The organism is Myroides phaeus (genome assembly GCF_900099675.1).
Lineage (GTDB): Bacteria > Bacteroidota > Bacteroidia > Flavobacteriales > Flavobacteriaceae > Flavobacterium > Flavobacterium phaeum.
The window spans coordinates 26,165-44,180 of sequence record NZ_FNDQ01000008.1 but is presented as its reverse complement, the minus strand read 5'-3'; the positions used below and the strand labels follow the sequence as shown (position 1 = coordinate 44,180).

Sequence of the window (18,016 nt, the reverse complement as noted above, 5' to 3'; positions counted from 1 at the left end):
TTGTTAGCTTATAGGCTATTCTCATTCAATTATTGTATTGTCTTATAAAACTACAGTATATTTGTGGTCAATAAGATTTCATTTCACAAAACTATGGACAAACAACAATATGTAACAACTGCTTTTGAGCAAATCAGAAAAAAGAATATTGAAACTCCTTTTTATATTGCTAATGGTTGTCAAGTTACAGATTTAGAAATGTACTTAAATAGCTTACGAAAAGGATATCTAAACAGCGTTGACCCACGATTAGAAAAACTATTTCACGATAAAATAGAGCAATTAAAATCGTTATAATTTATCCTTTATTACTTCTTTTAAAAAAGAAGTAATAACCTCTAAGGTTTCTTCTTTACACTCTTTGTGGGGTGTATGTCCTATATTATCAAATATTTTAGTTCTTGTTAGTCCTTGTGCATTAGCAATAGTTACATCAACTTGCTCTAATGTTCCATATTCATCATCACGCCCTTGAATAAACAATAAAGGAGAGGTAATTGTTTTCATTTCATCAGCTACTGTCCAATTTCGATAAGAAGGGGACAACCAAGTGTCTACCCAAGCTTTCATAATATCATCTACTTTATCTCCGTGATATTTTACTAACCTATCTTTTAAATTAGTGGTTTCATACGCAACTTGTGCAGCCTTAACCCCTGTTAAAGTAAGTTCTTCTACAAATATATGTCCTGCTTCAGCTATTGTACATCTTGTTTTTGTAGGATACATAGCGGCAAATAATAACGCTATTGAAGCCCCATCACTATGTCCAAATGTACAAATATGCGATAAATTCATTTCTTCCAACATTGAATTTAAGAACACCGCTTCTTGTTTTAAGTAATCATTTGACCTTACAGGCGTACACATTTTATCCGACTGTCCGTAACCAATACGATCATAAGCGACGACATCACAATTAAGGCTATTTGCAAGCATTTCTGGCCAATCTCTCCACAACGTTACACATCCAAGCGAATCGTGCAACATAACTAAGGTAAAGTGTCCTGACGAAGGAATACTTTGTTTAAGGTGTTTGACAAATACATTCTTATCTCCTACTTTGATATATTTTTCTTCTGTGGTGTACATATTTTCAATTTGTTAGAAAGCTAAATAAGACAATTTTTATGGAAGGTAAAAATAAAATTACTGCATAGTAATACTAAAGATAATGCTAAGATAGAAGTTACTTTAAGGGATATAGCTGAGCTAACGATATGGAAGTTATATAAAAAAGAAAAGTATAAAAACAAAAAAGCCCTTGTTTTCAAGGGCTTTTACTGTGATCCAATCAGGATTCGAACCTGAGACCTACTGCTTAGAAGGCAGTTGCTCTATCCAGCTGAGCTATTGGACCTTACCAAATCACTGGGATTTTTTGTCGGGGTGGCAGGATTCGAACCTGCGACCTCCTGGTCCCAAACCAGGCGCGATGACCGGGCTACGCTACACCCCGAAAATAAGCGGAGAGACAGGGACTCGAACCCTGGCATCGGTTACCCGATGACAGATTAGCAATCTGCTCCGTTACCACTCCGGCACCTCTCCGTTGCTTAGATAATTACTTCTCTAATGCGGATGCAAACTTAGCACTACTTTTCATACTATGCAAGCTTTACCACGAAAAAAAAGCGTTTTTTTTAATAAAAAAAACAAACTAATTAATTATCAACACAATATGATTTAAAGAAAAAAACATTTTTATTTAATTTAATTTTTTATTTCTCTTAATCGAGAAATTTTATGTATTTTCCCAAAACTTTTTTGTGCTCTACTTACACAGAGCAAAACAACCAAAATTGTAAATCAACTTAATTAATACTAAAAATTATGAGTAAAAAAGTAGTTATTGTTTCAGCTGCAAGAACACCGCTTGGTAGTTTCTTAGGAAGTTTATCAACTGTTCCTGCTACTACATTAGGAGCAACTGCTATAAAAGGTGCTTTAGATAAGATTAATCTTGATCCTAAATTAGTGGATGAAGTAATTATGGGGAACGTAGTGCAAGCTGGAGAAGGTCAAGCACCTGCTCGCCAAGCTGCATTAAATGCTGGTTTATCTAATGAAGTACCTTGTACTACAATAAATAAAGTTTGTGCGTCAGGTATGAAAGCTATTATGCAAGCTACTCAAGCAATCTTAGCAGGTGATGCAGATGTTGTTGTTGCTGGTGGTATGGAGAATATGAGTATGATTCCTCATTACATCCATATGCGTAATGGAAATAAATTTGGTCCTGCTACTTTAATTGACGGATTACAAAACGATGGTCTTGTAGATGCATATGACAAAAACGCTATGGGTGTTTCTGCTGATTTATGTGCTTCTACTCACAATATCTCAAGAGAAGAACAAGATGCTTTTGCAATCAAATCATATGAGCGCTCTGCTAAAGCTTGGGATGCTGGTAAATTTGACAATGAAATAGTTCCTGTTTCTGTACCTCAACGCAGAGGTGAACCAATCATCGTTTCTAAAGATGAGGAGTACACAAATGTGAAACTTGACAAAATAACGTCTTTACATCCTGCTTTTACAAAAGAAGGTACTGTAACTGCGGCAAATGCTTCTACTATCAATGATGGTGCTGCTGCTGTAATCCTTATGAGCGAAGAAAAAGCTTTGAGCTTAGGTTTAAAACCGTTAGCTTACATCAAAGGATATGCTGATGCTGCTCACGAGCCTGAGTGGTTTACAACTGCTCCTGCTAAAGCTTTACCAATTGCTCTTAAAAAAGCAAACGTTTCAGTAGAAGATGTTGACTTCTTCGAATTTAACGAGGCGTTCTCTGTTGTAGGTATTGTAAACACAAAATTACTTAATATCGACCCAGAAAAAGTAAACGTAAATGGTGGTGCTGTTTCATTAGGACACCCTCTTGGATGTTCTGGTGCACGTATTATCGTTACTTTATTAAGCGTATTAGAACAAAACAATGCTAAAGTTGGTGCAGCTGCTATTTGTAATGGTGGTGGTGGTGCTTCTGCTTTAGTTATTGAAAGAGCATAAAATATATTTTCACAATATATCAAAGATGAGTTTGATTTGTTCAAACTCATCTTTTATTTTTGTACAATAATTCAAATTACAAATATGTTTGCATATTGCAACCTTGCTATCGTACCTCTTCGCTCAGAACCAACTGACCGAAGTGAAATGGTTACACAAGTTTTATTCGGAGAACATTTTACTATTTTAGAAACTACTGAAAAGTGGTCCAAAATAGAATTAGCCTTTGACAAATACCAAGGTTGGATAGATAATAAACAATATCAAGAGATTTCTGAAGAGGATTTTATCTATCTTCAAAATACCTCTCCTATTCTTTCTGCTGATTTGGTAGATTTTATTTCGTCTCAAAATAGCCAGCTTATGGCAATTCCTTTAGGAAGTTGTCTTACTGGTTTAAAAAAGACAAATATCAATACAGACCAATTCTCTTATGAAGGAATGACTATCACTGGTCAATTCACCAAACAAACGTTTCTTAAAACCGCGTTTATGTACTTAAATTCTCCTTATCTATGGGGAGGAAAGACTCCTTTTGGAATTGATTGTTCTGGTTTTACACAAATGGTTTACCGTATTAACGGTTATAAAATACCTCGTGATGCCTCTCAACAAGCGGCTATTGGCGAAGCTCTTAGCTTTATTGAAGAGAGTGAGATAGGTGATTTAGCTTTCTTTGACAATGCAGAAGGTAATATCGTTCACGTAGGAATTATTATGGAAAATAATTATATCATTCACGCACACGGAAAAGTGCGCATTGATAGATTAGACCATTTAGGTATCTATAATATTGATTCAGGTAGACATACACATAAACTACGTGTTATTAAAAAAATTATCTAATCCCTCTTTTATTTAACCAGCATCTATCTCTTATTCCTTTTATTTAACTTTAAGGAAGAATTCCCGTGTTTTCTTTTTTCAAAAACAAAAAGAACTAATATTAGTTATTAAATCAACTATAAAAGGATATTTTTAACTATAATTGCTTATATAACTTTTTGATATGGCAAAAAAATAAAATGTATCTTTGCCCAAATATCAAAGATGTATGAATACTTTCGAGCAATTTAATCTACCGAAAGCTTTAGATAAAGCCCTTAACGAGCTAAATTTCAAATCTCCTACTCCTATTCAAGCGAAATCTTTTCCTGTTATCTTGTCAGGTAGAGATATGATGGGTATTGCACAAACGGGTACAGGTAAGACTTTCGCTTACTTATTACCTATTTTAAAGCAATGGAAGTTTGCCAAATTTGAAACTCCAAGAGTTGTAATTATTGTACCTACACGTGAGTTAGTGGTACAAGTAGTTGAAGAAACAGAGAAACTTACTAAATATATGTCAGTTCGTACACTTGGTGTGTATGGAGGTACAAATATCAATACACAACGTAAAGCTGTTTACGAAGGAGTAGATATCCTTGTAGGAACACCTGGACGTATGATGGACCTTGCATTAGATGGGGTACTTCGCTTTGACAACTTACAGAAATTAGTTATTGATGAGTTTGACGAAATCTTAAACTTAGGTTTCCGTACTCAGCTAACATCTATTTTAGCAATGATGAAAAACAAGAAACAAAACATCTTGTTTTCTGCTACAATGACGGAAGAAGTTGATGAAATTCTTGATGACTACTTTGAATTCCCTGAAGAGGTTTCTTTAGCTGCTTCTGGTACTCCCTTAGAAAAAATAGACCAACAAGTCTATGTAGTTCCAAACTTCACTACTAAGATGAATTTATTAATGCATCTATTAAGTGATAAAGAGGTATATAATCGCGTCCTTATTTTCATCAATAGTAAACGTCTTGCTGATGTAGTAATGGAGAAGTTAGAAGAAGCTTTCCCTGATGAGTTCACTGTTATCCACTCTAATAAATCTCAAAACTTCCGTATGCGTTCTATGGCTGAATTCCAAGCAAGTGAACTTAGAGGATTATTGACAACTGATATTATGGCGCGTGGATTAGATATTTCTGATATCTCACACGTTATTAACTTACAATTTACAGATTCTCCTGAACAATATATTCACCGTATTGGACGTACAGGTCGTGCAGACAAAGAAGGTATCGCAATTTCATTTGTTGACCCTAAAGAGGAAGAAATGAGATTGGCTGCTGAAGAATTGATGGAAAGAGAACTTAGAGAAATAGCAATTCCTGAGGAAGTAGAAATCTCTGATAAATTAATGGAGTTTGAGAAATCAAAACTAAAAGCAAAACAACTTGTAAAAGTTAAAAAGCCGATTGAAAAAGGGGCTGCTTTCCACGAGAAGAAAGACAAAAACCAAAAAGTAAACTTAGGAGGTCCTGGAAAACGTAAACCAAGAAAGACTAAGCCAAGAAATAGAGCTGTTGAAGCTAAAAGAGCTGCTAAACGCAAAGGTTTATAATAGATTCTATCATATACAAAAGCCTCGTAAACACTAAAGTCTACGAGGCTTTTTAGTTTTATTTTATATCCAAAAAAAGGCTTGCTAATTGTAATAATCAGCAAGCCTTTTTAATGTTTATAGTCCCTTAAAGATTACATATTAATCTCCTCTGGGTTATGTTTGTGTTTAAATGTAACTGCAAATAAAATTGCAATAGTCAATGCATACGCAGCAAAAGTTAACCAAATATGCTCCCAATCTCTAATTTCAATCACTGTACTTAGTGTACCATCAGTTAAAACAGAAGATCCCTTCTCTGCAATCATAGATAATAAGGTACTATTGTCAGTCGTTGTATCTAAATAAGTAGCTAAACTACTCACATCTGTAAAACGTTGTAAAAAGTATACATCAATAAGACGTCCTGCTACTAAATTACCTAATACAGCACCAAACCCGTTAGTCATCATCATAAACAACCCTTGAGCCGATGAACGCATTGATGAGTCTGTTGACCCTTCAACAAATAAAGAACCTGATATATTAAAGAAATCGAATGCCATACCATATACAACACAAGACATAATAATCATCCATAATCCTGTACCTGGATCTCCTAATCCTAAGAAACCAAATCTTAATACCCAAGCAAACATTGATAACAACATTACTGTTTTAATACCATATTTTTTAAGGAAGAAAGGAATAGCTAAAATGAATAAGGTTTCAGAAACCTGAGAAATTGACATAATGATTGTAGAATACTTTACAACCAATGAATCGGCATACTTAGGGAAAAACTTAAACTCATCTAAGAAAACGTCTCCATAAGCATTTGTTAATTGCAAAGCAGCACCTAAGAACATTGAGAAGAAAAAGAACAATGCCATCTTGTAGTTTCCAAACAATTTAAAGGCATTTAATCCTAACATCTCCATTAACGAACCGCTTTCCTTTTCACCTTTTGGCTCACATTTAGGTAATGTAAAGGCGTACAATCCTAAAAGAACTGCCCCTACACCCGCAATATAAAACTGATATTCGGTTGCCTTGTTTCCTGTAAGATTTGTCATCCACATTGCAGCAATAAATCCAATTGTACCAAACACACGAATTGGTGGGAAGTCTTTAACAACGTCGAAACCATTTCCTTTTAATACATCATAAGAAATGGAGTTGCTCAAAGCAATGGTAGGCATATAACAACACATTGCTATTAACATTACCCAAAAGAACGTTCCAGGATCGTCAACTTGAACTAAACCGAATAAAGTAACTCCATAAAGGATATGTAAGATACCATATAATCTTTCTGTATTAATCCATTTATCAGCTACTATTCCTGCAAGTGTTGGCATAAAAATAGATGCAATTCCCATTGTTGCGAAAATGATACCGAATTGACTACCACTCCACTCTTTTGTTCCAAACCAATAGTTCCCTATTGTGATTAACCATGCTCCCCATACAAAGAATTGCATGAAGCTCATAAACGTCAATTTAATTTTTATATTCATTTCTGTTTTATTATATCAGTGCTAACAAATTTAAAGATAAAATACTTTTATTTATAGTTTACAAAGTACTTTAAATCAATCCCCTACTTAATTTTATTTTGCGCTAATTCTAAAATTAAGTCGAATTGTTCCTCACGAGTAAGGTTTGAGTTATCAATCTCAACCGCATCTACAGCCATTACAAGTGGAGAATCTGCTCTTGTTGTGTCAATTTTATCTCTTTCTACAACATTTTTAAAAACATCTTCAAATTTGATTGTCTCATCTTTTACAATTAACTCATCAAAACGACGTTGAGCTCTAATTTCTGGAGAAGCAGTCATAAATATCTTTAATTCTGCATCTGGAAAAACAACAGTACCAATATCCCTACCGTCCATTACTACACCCTTCGATTTTCCTAAATTTTGTTGTTGTTCAACTAATTTTCTTCGTACCTCAGGTACTTCAGCAATTTGACTTACAAAATTAGATACCTCTAATGTTCTTATGATGTCCTCTACATTACTGCGATTTAAATAAATTTCAGCAAACCCACGCTCTGGGTTGTATTCAAAATGAAGTTCAATTAAATGAAGGGAATTTATCAATGCCTCTTTGTCAAAAAGACCTTCTTTAATAAAGCCTTTTCTCATGGCATATAAAGTTACTGCACGATACATAGCTCCTGTATCGATATAAACGTAACTCAGTGATTTTGCCAATGATTTTGCCAATGTGCTTTTCCCCGTAGATGAAAAGCCATCAATCGCTATGGTGATCTTTTTCAAATTGAAAAATTTAAAATTAATTTCTGTTTTTACTTAATGTCAAATATAACAGATTAAATCACGTTTTCACACTTTAAGTGCCAATATAACTACAAACAAACAAGAGTTCGTTTTATGCAATATTCTTAGTTGCTACTAATGCTTTTTAATAAAGACTCTGACAATTGCTTACAAAGGTAAAGGAATCTAAAAAATTACGCACGTAAATATGAGAATAACACCAGGTCATTAAACAAAAAAAGCACCAGATAAATTATCTGGTGCTTTCAAATTTATAGAACTATGAGGTTATTTTGCTTTTACAACTTCAAACTTCTTTGCATTCTTTACTTTTTGATCTGTAATTGCTAATTCAATTACTTCTTCCATACGATCTACATAGTGGAATGTTAATCCTTTTAAATACTCTTCTTTAATTTCATCAATATCTTTTCTATTGTCTTTACACAAGATAATTTCCTTGATATTAGCTCTTTTAGCTGCAAGTATTTTCTCTTTTATTCCTCCCACAGGTAATACTTTACCTCTCAATGTAATCTCTCCTGTCATCGCTAAGTTCTTCTTCACTTTTTTCTGTGTAAAAGAAGACACCATAGAGGTTAACATTGTAATACCAGCACTCGGTCCGTCTTTTGGTGTTGCACCTTCAGGAACGTGTATGTGAATCTTGTAATTATCAAGAGTCTCCTGAGCAATACCCAATTCATCTGCATGTGCTTTAATATACTCAAGTGCAATTGTAGCAGACTCTTTCATCACAGTTCCTAAATTACCTGTAATAGATAAATCACCTTTTCCTTTAGAGACAATAGACTCAATATACAAGATATCACCACCAACACTTGTCCAAGCTAAACCAGTTACAACTCCTGCAACATCATTATTTTCGTATTTATCACTTTCAAAACGAGGTGTTCCTAATATCTTGCGAATATCAGCTTCTGTCATTTTCACACTGTACTCTTCTTCCATTACAATGCTCTTAGCAACACCACGAGCAACGTGTGCCAATTGTTTATCTAAACCACGTACTCCAGATTCTCTTGTGTAATTTGAAACGATATATTCCATTTGTCTCTTACCAATTGACAAGTCTTTAGTAGTTAAACCATGCTCTTTCAGTTGTTTTGGCAACAAATGTTGTTTTCCTATTTCTACCTTCTCTTCAATCGTATATCCTGTCATTTCAATAATCTCCATACGATCACGTAATGCAGGTTGAATAGTTCCTAAGTTATTAGAAGTAGCGATAAACATAACTTTAGACAAATCATACCCCATTTCTAAGAAGTTATCATAAAAATCAGAGTTTTGTTCTGGATCTAATACTTCTAACAAAGCAGAAGAAGGATCTCCATTATGACTTGATGACAATTTATCAATTTCATCTAATAAGAAAACAGGATTTGATGTTTTAGCCTTTTTAATACTTTGTATAATACGTCCTGGCATTGCACCAATATACGTCTTTCTGTGTCCTCTAATCTCAGCTTCATCTCTCAATCCTCCTAAAGAAATACGAACATACTCTCTACCTAAAGCGTTAGCAATAGAGCGACCAATTGATGTTTTACCAACACCTGGAGGTCCATATAAACACAAAATAGGTGATTTTAAATCATTTCTTAATTTAAGAACAGCCATATGTTCAAGAACACGCTTTTTAACGTCTTCAATTCCGTAGTGGTCTTTATTTAAAACTTTATCTGCATTTTTTAAGTCAAAGTTATCTTTAGAATACTCTCCCCACGGTAACTCTAATAACAGTTCTAAATAATTGCGTTGAATAGCAAATTCAGCTACTTGAGGATTCATTCTTTGGAACTTCATTAATTCCTTATCAAAGCGTTCTTTTACCTCTTTACTCCATTTCTTATTCTTAGCTTTTTTGCGCATTTCTTCAAACTCCTCTTCATTTGAAAAGCCACCAAGTTCTTCTTGAATAGTTTTCATTTGTTGATGTAAGAAATACTCTTTTTGCTGTTGATCAAGATCAATGCGAACTTTACTTTGAATATGATTGCGTAAAACAAGTTTCTGCAATTCTAAATTCATTTCTTTTAAAGTATCAAGTCCTCTATCTTTTAAATTATCAATACACAATAAGTTTTGCTTTTGCTCAACAGTCAAACTAATATTAGAAGAAATAAAGTTGATTAAGAAAGACTTACTATCAATATTGCTAATTGCAAAAGAAGCTTCTGAAGGAATATTAGGATTTTCTTTTATGATCTCTAATGAAAGTTCTTTTATAGAATCTACAATAGCTACAAACTCCTTATCTCCTTTTTTAGGCTGAGTTTCAATACGCTCTTTGATAGTTGCCTTCATAAAAGGCTCCTCTTCTACCATTTCAACAATATCAAAACGTTTTTTACCTTGTAAAATTACAGTGATATTTCCATCTGGTAGCTTTAATAATTTGATGATACGTGCAACTGTTCCAGTATGATAAATATCGTTTATAGTTGGATCATCAACATCTTCATCTTTTTGAGCGACAACCCCAATTATTTTATCTCCTTTGTTTGCTTTATTCAGTAACTCAATTGATTTATCTCTTCCTGCTGTAATTGGAATAACTACCCCAGGAAATAAAACCATATTTCTCAATGGTAAAATTGGGATTTCTAAAGGCATTTCTTCATTATTCATTTCCTCTTCATCTTCTGAAGTCATAATTGGAATAAATTCAGAATCTCCATCAACAAAATCTTGTAACGACAAATTGTCCAGTGTTATTATTTTTTGATTCGCCATATTTATATTTACGTCATTTTGTCAGTTTTAATTACATCTATTTTTGTCTAAAACAACCAAAAACACACGTAACTATCTGATAACCAACAAAAAATTAATTTATAAGTTATATTACCTCTTTAACATTTCAATCTTTATGCCATAAAAAAATCCTTACAAATAGTGTAAGGATTTAACAACTTGCTATTTAAGAAACAAGTTATTTTGTTTTAGCTTCTATTTCTTCTTGTTTAAATGAAAATTCTCCTTCTGTTATTTTGATACTCACATTATTATCATCTTCTTTAAAAAGAACTAAATCAAAAGTTCCCTTCAATTTTAAAGGCTTTTTCAAATCTTGAGTAGTATTCTCAGCATTTTCAACATTTTCAACAATCAAATATGAATCCTTTCTATTTTCTTCTAAAGAAACATATTTAACTCCTTCAGGCGAAGTATACACAGCCTTAAAAGTATCTTGTTCATACTTAGTATTAGACTTTAAAACCAAACCTTTTGCAAACGTAATAAAAAGTGATTGCGTTTTACCAACTTCATCTGTTCCTGAAATTATAAGACTATTATCTTCTATCGCAATCTTCTCTTTTGAATTTTGCATAGGCTCATCACTTACAAAAGCATCAAAATAAGTTTTTTCTAATCTCGAATACGGAATGTTTGAGAAATCACCTGTAATAGGAAACGGCTTTAAATTTGGGTTATCTGATTTTAAAGGAATCATACTTTTAATATCAATTCCTCCATTAACTACTCTTGCATTTTTATTAATATATGACATAGAAATAATACCTGTTACCCAATTAGGACGAAGTATATCTTTTGTAGTGTATTCAGTATCGTCTTTTTTTGAATAATAAGTTGATTCATTTACATTAGTAGGAAAATTCCCTTCTATAAACTTCTTAATATTCACAATCAAGTAATCTTCTCCTGTTTCTCCTAAATTATCAACTCTCAAAGTAAATTCTCTATTTTTATCAACAGTCGCTACAATTTTATCACGCTCCATATAGTTCTCTCCTGCAATATTCAGGTTCACTATAGGCCTTCCAACCATAGTATTACCTTCTAACAAAGGATCAACATTCTCATTATCGCATGATACAAAACCTAATCCTGTTATAAATAAACAACCAGCTACAATATATTTAAGTCCTTTTTTCATCTTACAATTCTTTCTTTTATAAAAAACTTTAACAAATTTACAATAAAATTATTATCATCTATTAAATCATTCTCTTATTTGGTACTCTTAACAATAAAACAAAGCCTATTGCAAAGAAAACTATCAAGAATAATATCGCATTTTGCATTTTACCAGTTATATCACTCACCAAGCCATACATTGCCATTCCTAATACAATACCTAACTTTTCTGTCACATCATAAAAGCTAAAAAAAGAAGTCGTATCAGTTGTATCAGGAAGCAATTTAGAATATGTAGAACGAGATAATGATTGAATTCCTCCCATTACAAGTCCTACAAAACCAGCTGCAACGTAAAACTCATTAGGTGTTTCGATTGTATAGGCATAAACACATATGAATATCCATAACGCATTTAAAACACAAAGCGTATAAATATTTCCTATTTTTTTTGACAAAGTAGAAGTTGCATAAGCTCCAAGTATAGCCACTAATTGAATTACTAAAATACTCAATATTAACCCCGTAGTACGCTGACTGTCTGTTTCCCAGGCAATTTCTTTTTCTCCAAAATAAGCAGCAATAACCATTACTGTCTGTACCGCCATACTATAAACAAAAAAAGCAACTAAATATCGCTTCAATGAACTATACCCACGTAACTCTTCCCAAACTTTTTTTAATTCTCTAAAGCCCTTGAAAAAAACAGATTTAGTTATTTTTTTTTCATTCTTAAAATCTGGCAAGTATTTAAAAGTATACAAACTAAAACCTATCCACCAAATTCCAACTAATAAAAAAGAATAGCGCATTGCAGTCATAGCTGAATCAAAACCAAAAGTTTCGTATTTCATTATCAACAATAAATTAAGCAATAGTAAAATAACGCTACCTATGTACCCCATAGCATATCCTTTTGCACTAATATTATCTTGTTGATTTTGAAAGGCAATATCTGGTAAATAAGAATTGTAAAAAACAAGACTTCCCCAAAAACCGACAAGTCCAAACATATAAAAAAACAGACTAAGCAGAATATAGTCTAAACTAAAAAAATAGAGAAGCATACAAGAAATAGCACCAATACCACAAAAAAGCTTCATAAAGAACTTTTTGTTTCCCAAGTAATCAGCTATTCCTGATAGAAACGGAGAGATAATACATACAATTAAAAAACCAATTGCTGTGATATAACTAATAATAGACTCACTTTTAATCTCGAGCCCGAAAATAAGAAAACGATCTAGTTCTCGTTCCCTAAACAAAGCTCCATAATAGAGAGGAAAAATAGAAGACGAAATAACGAGTGCATATACAGAGTTAGCCCAGTCATAAAATGCCCAAGCATTTAACAACTTCTTATCTCCTTTTACAAATTGAGTCATAGTACAAGTGCTTAACAAAAAAATAAGCTACCTAATTAGGTAGCTTATTTAATAAAATATTACTTGTTGAAATATACACCAAATTTTGCAGCTTCTGCTTTTGCTTCTGGAATTAATTTTTTAAGGTTTTCAATACGTTCATGATTACTCGGGTGAGTACTCATAAATGAAGAACCTCCATCTCCTCCTGTTTTAGCAGCCATACGAGACCAAAACTCAACAGATTCTTCTGGGTTATACCCTGCAATAGCCATTAATGTTAATCCTATTTTATCAGCTTCTGTTTCATTAGCACGGCTAAAAGGTAACATTCCCCCTACTTGTGATCCATATCCATAAGCTGCTGCCCAAGTTTGTTTTGCAATAGGACTTGAGTTTTGAGTTAACAAGTCAAGCGCAATTGCACCTCCTTGCTGAAGCATACTTGCACTCATACGTTGTTGTCCGTGATTTGCTAATGCGTGAGATACTTCATGCCCCATTACAGTTGCAATACCAGCATCTGTTTTACACACTGGTAATATTCCTGTATAAAATACAATCTTACCTCCAGGCATACACCAAGCATTCAATTCTTTATTATCTACCAAATTATATTCCCAACGATAGTCTTTTAAATAAGAACCATATCCATTTGCTGTTAACCATTTCTCGGCTGCATCTTTTATTCTTGTTCCTACTTCTTCAATACGTTTTGCATCTTTTGTTCCTTTAACAGCTTTATTCTCTTTCAAGAATTCATCATATTGTTGGAAAGCCATAGGAAATAAATTTGCATTTGACTGAAACGCCATTGTTTTTTTTCCTGTAAAAGGATTAGTAGCACAAGCTGCCATTAATAAAACGCTACTTGCTACAAAAAATACTTTTTTCATACCACTTATATTTTTGTCAAAAATAATAGGATTTAGCAATATAAAAAACTTTTACTTCGCATTTATTAGTACCTTAATTGCTCATTATGATATCAATATCGACAAATAATTACCTTTAAAACACCTTTATTCAGACAAAACTCGTTCATTTATAACATTATAAATATTCAAATCTGGCAAGGATATCACCTTAAAACGCAATAAATGAGAATATCAACCAATAGTAGGCTTGCATAGTACTTTAATTTTGTAATTTTACAGCATTACAAGATTATTATAATGCAAAATCAAAAACCAAAACAATCGCTTGAAATACCAAAAAGCATAATAGTAATAGGAAAAACACTACAACTATTTTCAAATAATTTAGCAACTCGTTTTGCTCAAAATCTATTCATTACTCCTCTTAAATTTAAACCACCTAAAAGAGAGAAGGAAATGCTTGATAAAAGTGTTGTAACAGAAATAACTGTACCAAAACTAAAGAAAGATATTTTTGTTTATCAATATGGTACGAATAAAGCGGCTACTAAAAAAGCTTTACTTATACATGGTTGGAATGGTAGAGGTACACAACTAATCACAATAGCTAATATGCTAATGAGACAAGGGTATGACATTGTCAGTTTTGATGCACCTGGACATGGGAAATCGCCAAAGACCAAAACAAATATGACAGAGTTTATTGCTTCTGCCTTTGAAGTTGAAAAGCAGTTCGGTCCTTTTGACTTGGTAATTGGACACTCTTTAGGAGGGATGACTACGATGAATGCTTTAAAAGATGGCTTTAAGGCCAAAAAAGCGGTAATAATAGGAAGTGGCGACGTAGTTGAGGATGTTATTGATGACTTCGTCGAACAAATAAAACTAAAACCAATTATTTCTAAATTAATTAAACAGCGTTTTGAGAAACAGTTTAATCAAACAATGGAGAGCTACTGTGTACATAATGCTGCTAAAACAATTAAAATACCTTTATTAATTATACACGACGAAGATGATTTAGATGTGCCCGTAAAGGCAGCTTATCAAATTAAAAAGAATGCTATTGATGCACAATTAATGGTTACACAGACTTTAGGTCATAGAAAAATTCTTGGTGATAAAAAAGTAATTGAAAGAATTAAAGACTTTATTCAAGATATTGAATAATGAAACATATCTTTTACTTACTTATGATATTATCTTTGATAGCTTGCAAAAATACTTCGTATCAAAATAAACCAACTATGAAGAAAGATATTACAACAACTGAAGAACAATGGCAACAAACATTGACTCCAGAACAATTTTATGTGTTAAGACAGAAAGGAACTGAAAGACCTTTTACTGGAGAATACAATGATTTATTTGAAAAAGGAAGTTATCATTGTGCAGGATGTAATCAAAAACTTTTCAACTCTGACACTAAATTTGATAGTCACTGTGGTTGGCCATCATTTGATAAGGCAATCAAAGGATCTGTTGAATATATTAGAGATACTACTCACGGTATGATTAGAACGGAAGTTGTCTGCTCTAATTGCCATGGGCACTTAGGTCACGTCTTCCCTGATGGACCTCAAGAAACAACAGGAGAAAGATATTGTATGAATTCTATTTCATTAAAATTCGAGCAAGAAAAATAATCAAATAGAAAAGGCAGATATTTTAAAATATCTGCCTTTTCTATTTTACTTCTGTTGACTCTACATCAACTATAAATTCCTTGTTTACTTTTTCCCAATTCAAATACTTAAAACAAGTCTCAATATAAGCTTTTTTATCATTTTTATAGGTCTCAAAATAAGCGTGTTCCCACAAATCTATTCCTAATAAAGGTTTCCCTAATTGTAATTCAGGCATATTAGGACTTTCATTGTTTATTGTAGTAACAACACTTAATTTTCCATTAGGTAAAATAATAAGCCAAAGCCAACCTGATCCTACTAAAGCATTTCCTTTATTGATTAATTCACTTTTTAACTCATTCATTGAACCAAACGACTCTACAATCAATTTATCAAGTACTTCATTTGGCTTACTTTCAATTTTTGGATTAATTGACTGCCAAAAGATATTGTGATTGTAATAAGCGCCAGAGAAATTTTTTAAGTTAGCGTATCTATTATCAATACGTGTAATTAAAGTAGTAATCTCGTCTTTTTCAAAAGGAGTACCGTGCACAGCTGTATTTAGCCGATTCGCATAGTCTAAATGAACTTTGTCAAAATGAATAAAAGCGCTTTCAGCTTTTGCTATTACATGAAAATCGTTGAAATTATACGGCAATCCACGCATCTCAAAAGGACCTTGCTTCGTTTTGATAGTAGCAGGATCCGGAAAGTCACTTTTCTGAATATTAAAAGCTTCTCTTTCTGGTATTTCAACTTCTACTAGCTCATTCTTATGACCACAAGAAGTAAATAACAAAAAGATAGAACAAAATAAAATTGCAATATTTCGTTTAAGCTTTATCATTTTTAAATATTTCTTTAGCTATTTTAATATACTCTTCTTTAGCTTCAGTCATTGATAAATGACTTACTTGTGTCCAAGCATTAAACTTAAAAGCTTTTTTGATATCATTAGACATTTCTTCAAAATCTTTATGACTTAATCCGTTTGTTGCTTGTTTGTAATAAGCATATATGCGTAACATTACATCAGCAGGAAGGTCTTTAGCTTCCTCTGAAATTCGTCTATATGCTTCTTTAAATTCTATATCTAAATTGCTCATTATTTATTTTTGTGCAATTACTGTTTTATTTCCAATTGCTTTTTGATCTAAAGCTACCTCAATTTTTGTTCCAATAGGGAAGTATAAATCTACTCTTGAACCAAATTTAATAAACCCGGCATCTGTACCTTGTACAACTTGCATCCCTGGCTTTGCATAATTTACAATACGTCTTGCTAAAGCACCAGCGATTTGTCTATACATAATTTCCCCAAATACTGGATTTTCTACTACAACAGTAGTACGTTCATTTTCTTCACTTGCTTTAGGATGCCAAGCAACTAAATATTTACCAGCGTGGTACTGACTGTATTTAATTAGTCCACTCAATCCATAACGTGTTACGTGTACGTTTAAAGGAGACATAAAGATAGAAACCATTAACCTTTTTTCCTTAAAATATTCAGGTTCATACACCTCTTCAATTACAACTACTTTTCCATCAACAGGTGCTAAAACAGTATTGTCATTTGGAGTAACACTTCTATTAGGGTTTCTGAAAAATTGAAGTATTAAGATTAAGAATACAAGTACAATTGATTGTACAATCATTCTTATCCAGTCGATATCAATTAATACATCAGCTAAAACGACTAATCCTACCGCTACTACTAATGAGTAAAAAATAATTTTCGTTCCTTCTTTGTGAAACATAGGTTATAATATTTGATAAATTAAATACAAAAATGGTGCTACAAATATAACACTATCTAAACGGTCTAATATTCCACCATGACCTGGCATTATTGAACCGCTATCTTTGACACCAGCTTCTCTTTTGAAGTGTGATTCCACTAAATCACCAATGGTTCCAAAAATGCTGACAAAAATAGCACTACTTATCCAAACTATCATACTAAAAAAGTCAAAAAATTGACTTAATATGATACTTGCTATGATACTGAAGATTAAACCACCTGCAAACCCCTCAATAGTTTTCTTTGGAGAAATTCTTTCAAATAGTTTATTTTTTCCAATTTTCTTTCCAACGATATAAGCAAATGTATCATTTGTCCATATTAAAATCATCATTCCTATTATGATGTTAGGAGTATAATCTCCTTTAACAAAAGGCAAATAAAGTATAGCTGTAAAGGTTGCGATAATGTAACCTAAAAAGATTATAATTTTAATAGGAAATGATCTATTAGGTTTTCGCGTGGTGAATAATTCTGCTAATAAAGCTAATAAGATAACTACAGCAAAAATTGCTATAGCATTTATAGGCATAATATCTCTATCCCAAAACACACACGAAATAGCCATTAGAGCAATAATCATCGCAAGTGATTTAGGCAACTTAATAAGTTTTGCAAATTCAAAAGAAGCTACAAACATAAAGAAACCAAAAAGGACTTCAAAAGTTAAGGGAGAGTATAGAGTTGCTCCTATCAATAGCGCAATGTAGATTACACCTGATATTGCACGAGTAACTGATTCTGACAT

At 32.6% G+C, this 18,016-nt stretch carries 17 protein-coding genes and 3 tRNA genes; 6 read left to right on the top strand and 14 right to left on the bottom strand.

What is annotated here, in order from left to right; translation table 11 throughout:
• Positions 1–93 precede the first annotated feature (93 nt).
• On the top strand, positions 94–297 hold the full coding sequence (locus BLT46_RS05640) for a hypothetical protein (protein ID WP_090407518.1): 204 nt from the start codon (positions 94–96) through the stop codon (positions 295–297).
• Here BLT46_RS05640 and BLT46_RS05635 read toward each other — a convergent pair.
• The 4 genes from BLT46_RS05635 to BLT46_RS05620 form a co-directional block, all read right to left on the bottom strand.
• Positions 292–1,092, bottom strand: a complete 801-nt coding sequence (locus BLT46_RS05635) for an alpha/beta fold hydrolase (protein WP_090407515.1) — start codon at positions 1,090–1,092, stop codon at positions 292–294. The two genes, BLT46_RS05640 and BLT46_RS05635, sit on opposite strands and share 6 nt — an antisense overlap.
• A gap of 194 nt (positions 1,093–1,286) precedes the next feature.
• Positions 1,287–1,360, bottom strand: a tRNA-Arg gene (locus BLT46_RS05630).
• A 24-nt stretch (positions 1,361–1,384) separates the two neighbouring features.
• Positions 1,385–1,459, bottom strand: a tRNA-Pro gene (locus BLT46_RS05625).
• Positions 1,460–1,467: 8 nt separating this feature from the next.
• Positions 1,468–1,551, bottom strand: a tRNA-Ser gene (locus tag BLT46_RS05620).
• A gap of 282 nt (positions 1,552–1,833) precedes the next feature.
• On the opposite strand from BLT46_RS05620, the gene BLT46_RS05615 reads away from it, so the two are divergent.
• The 3 genes from BLT46_RS05615 (at position 1,834) to BLT46_RS05605 (ending at position 5,416) form a co-directional block, all read left to right on the top strand.
• Positions 1,834–3,012 carry an acetyl-CoA C-acyltransferase gene (locus BLT46_RS05615; protein ID WP_090407513.1) on the top strand — a complete coding sequence of 393 codons (1,179 nt, stop codon included), beginning with the start codon at positions 1,834–1,836 and terminating at the stop codon, positions 3,010–3,012.
• A gap of 84 nt (positions 3,013–3,096) precedes the next feature.
• Positions 3,097–3,858 carry a C40 family peptidase gene (locus BLT46_RS05610; RefSeq protein WP_090407510.1) on the top strand — a complete coding sequence of 254 codons (762 nt, stop codon included), beginning with the start codon at positions 3,097–3,099 and terminating at the stop codon, positions 3,856–3,858.
• Positions 3,859–4,066: 208 nt separating this feature from the next.
• A complete protein-coding gene (locus BLT46_RS05605; protein ID WP_090407506.1) occupies positions 4,067–5,416 on the top strand; it encodes a DEAD/DEAH box helicase in 1,350 nt (449 codons plus the stop codon).
• A 134-nt stretch (positions 5,417–5,550) separates the two neighbouring features.
• On the opposite strand, the gene BLT46_RS05600 is transcribed toward BLT46_RS05605, so the two are convergent.
• From BLT46_RS05600 to BLT46_RS05575, 6 genes are all read right to left on the bottom strand, one after another.
• Positions 5,551–6,915, bottom strand: a complete 1,365-nt coding sequence (locus BLT46_RS05600) for a nucleoside permease (RefSeq protein WP_090407503.1) — start codon at positions 6,913–6,915, stop codon at positions 5,551–5,553.
• Between the two features lie 83 nt (positions 6,916–6,998).
• Positions 6,999–7,685: a (d)CMP kinase gene (gene cmk, locus BLT46_RS05595; protein ID WP_090407500.1), complete on the bottom strand. Its 687-nt coding sequence runs from the start codon at positions 7,683–7,685 to the stop codon at positions 6,999–7,001.
• Between the two features lie 288 nt (positions 7,686–7,973).
• On the bottom strand, positions 7,974–10,445 hold the full coding sequence (gene lon, locus BLT46_RS05590) for an endopeptidase La (protein ID WP_090407497.1): 2,472 nt from the start codon (positions 10,443–10,445) through the stop codon (positions 7,974–7,976).
• A gap of 199 nt (positions 10,446–10,644) precedes the next feature.
• Complete coding sequence (locus BLT46_RS05585; protein ID WP_090407494.1) at positions 10,645–11,610, bottom strand: hypothetical protein; 966 nt, start codon at positions 11,608–11,610, stop codon at positions 10,645–10,647.
• Between the two features lie 61 nt (positions 11,611–11,671).
• Positions 11,672–12,976, bottom strand: coding sequence for an MFS transporter (locus BLT46_RS05580; RefSeq protein WP_090407492.1), 1,305 nt, complete (start codon positions 12,974–12,976; stop codon positions 11,672–11,674).
• Between the two features lie 59 nt (positions 12,977–13,035).
• Complete coding sequence (locus BLT46_RS05575) at positions 13,036–13,851, bottom strand: M48 family metallopeptidase (protein WP_090407489.1); 816 nt, start codon at positions 13,849–13,851, stop codon at positions 13,036–13,038.
• A gap of 279 nt (positions 13,852–14,130) precedes the next feature.
• On the opposite strand from BLT46_RS05575, the gene BLT46_RS05570 reads away from it, so the two are divergent.
• Together BLT46_RS05570 and msrB are read left to right on the top strand one after the other, a co-directional pair.
• Positions 14,131–15,003, top strand: a complete 873-nt coding sequence (locus tag BLT46_RS05570; protein WP_090407486.1) for an alpha/beta hydrolase — start codon at positions 14,131–14,133, stop codon at positions 15,001–15,003.
• Between the two features lie 77 nt (positions 15,004–15,080).
• Positions 15,081–15,479, top strand: coding sequence for a peptide-methionine (R)-S-oxide reductase MsrB (msrB, locus tag BLT46_RS05565; RefSeq protein WP_394332439.1), 399 nt, complete (start codon positions 15,081–15,083; stop codon positions 15,477–15,479).
• Between the two features lie 40 nt (positions 15,480–15,519).
• Here the strand turns inward: msrB and BLT46_RS05560 are convergent, their stop codons facing one another.
• Genes BLT46_RS05560 through BLT46_RS05545 form a run of 4 tightly spaced genes read right to left on the bottom strand, consistent with a single transcriptional unit; the run spans position 15,520 to position 18,016 of the window.
• Positions 15,520–16,311 (bottom strand): superoxide dismutase, encoded by a 792-nt coding sequence (locus BLT46_RS05560; RefSeq protein ID WP_090407479.1) that lies wholly within the window; start codon positions 16,309–16,311, stop codon positions 15,520–15,522.
• Positions 16,298–16,570 carry an acyl-CoA-binding protein gene (locus BLT46_RS05555; protein WP_090407476.1) on the bottom strand — a complete coding sequence of 91 codons (273 nt, stop codon included), beginning with the start codon at positions 16,568–16,570 and terminating at the stop codon, positions 16,298–16,300. Before BLT46_RS05555 ends, BLT46_RS05560 begins: the two co-directional genes overlap by 14 nt.
• A 3-nt stretch (positions 16,571–16,573) precedes the next feature.
• On the bottom strand, positions 16,574–17,224 hold the full coding sequence (locus tag BLT46_RS05550) for a phosphatidylserine decarboxylase family protein (protein ID WP_090407474.1): 651 nt from the start codon (positions 17,222–17,224) through the stop codon (positions 16,574–16,576).
• Between the two features lie 3 nt (positions 17,225–17,227).
• Positions 17,228–18,016: a phosphatidate cytidylyltransferase gene (locus BLT46_RS05545; protein WP_090407471.1), complete on the bottom strand. Its 789-nt coding sequence runs from the start codon at positions 18,014–18,016 to the stop codon at positions 17,228–17,230.